The sequence below is a fragment of the Pseudomonas agronomica genome (assembly GCF_025917275.1).
Classification (GTDB): Bacteria; Pseudomonadota; Gammaproteobacteria; order Pseudomonadales; family Pseudomonadaceae; genus Aquipseudomonas; species Aquipseudomonas agronomica.
In genome coordinates this window covers 1-785 of record NZ_JAOSHO010000947.1, presented here as the reverse complement: position 1 = coordinate 785, position 785 = coordinate 1, and the positions used below count along the sequence as shown (strand labels likewise).

General features: G+C 54.1%; 1 protein-coding gene and 1 pseudogene. One reads left to right on the top strand and one right to left on the bottom strand.

What is annotated here, in order from left to right; all coding sequences use genetic code 11:
- Positions 1 to 325: pseudogene (locus OC610_RS28290) on the top strand (IS4 family transposase); the annotation flags it as partial.
- Between the two features lie 44 nt (positions 326 to 369).
- On the opposite strand, the gene OC610_RS28285 reads toward OC610_RS28290, so the two are convergent.
- Positions 370 to 785: hypothetical protein (locus OC610_RS28285; RefSeq protein ID WP_264432993.1), on the bottom strand; the 416-nt coding region annotated here is incomplete at its 5' end.

The following is a 785-nucleotide window of genomic DNA, read 5'->3' as shown; positions in this document are numbered from 1 at the left end:
GTTTCCACACTTGCTGGCCCACAACCTGATACGGATGCTCATGGCGCAATCGGCTCTGCTAGCCGACTGTCTGCCTCGCGAACTGAGCTTCAAGCATAGCCTTTAGCTGTGCCTAGCGTTGAGGCAGTACGGGGCTCAGGAGCAAGAGGATCGGCTGCTGAATCTGCTTGCGCTGATTGCCCAGAAACGGGTCGGTCAACGGCCTGGCAGGATTGAACCGCGCGCCATAAAACGAAGACCCAAGCCTTACCCCATGCTGATGAAAACACGTCGATCAGCCAGGGCCGAGGTCAGGAAGAATGGACATCCGAAGAAGGTTAAGTAAGTGCCATCCAAATCAGTCCCCTTTTTCCTCGTCCCTGAAACCGCTTAGGGCGCAGCAGTCTGCTGACTTGGGCTCGCTGGCACAGCCTCCATATAGGCCTTAATACAAATACGCTTGGCCTTTTTCACAAAGTCCTCGAGATCGCTCCGTTTCTCTGCAGGAGTGTCTCGCGCAGGATATGTGAGCACCAATTTCTTCAAAATGTCCCGCATGCCGAGCCTCGCTTCTGAAGGCGCACCATATTGATCATTTTGGTAGCGAGGCGGCTCATTTGATTGCCTAGCCAGCATTATCTCCCCTGCTTCGAGAGCGAATTGATTGCAATGGTCGATCTCACCATGGCTGAAGACGATCGTCTTGCCGTCATCGGTCCAGGCCTGCGCCGATAATGGTCCGAGCAGACAAATGCAAGCCAGCGCGATAATCTGAAGATTGTTAAGGAACCGAGGGGGACAGACCA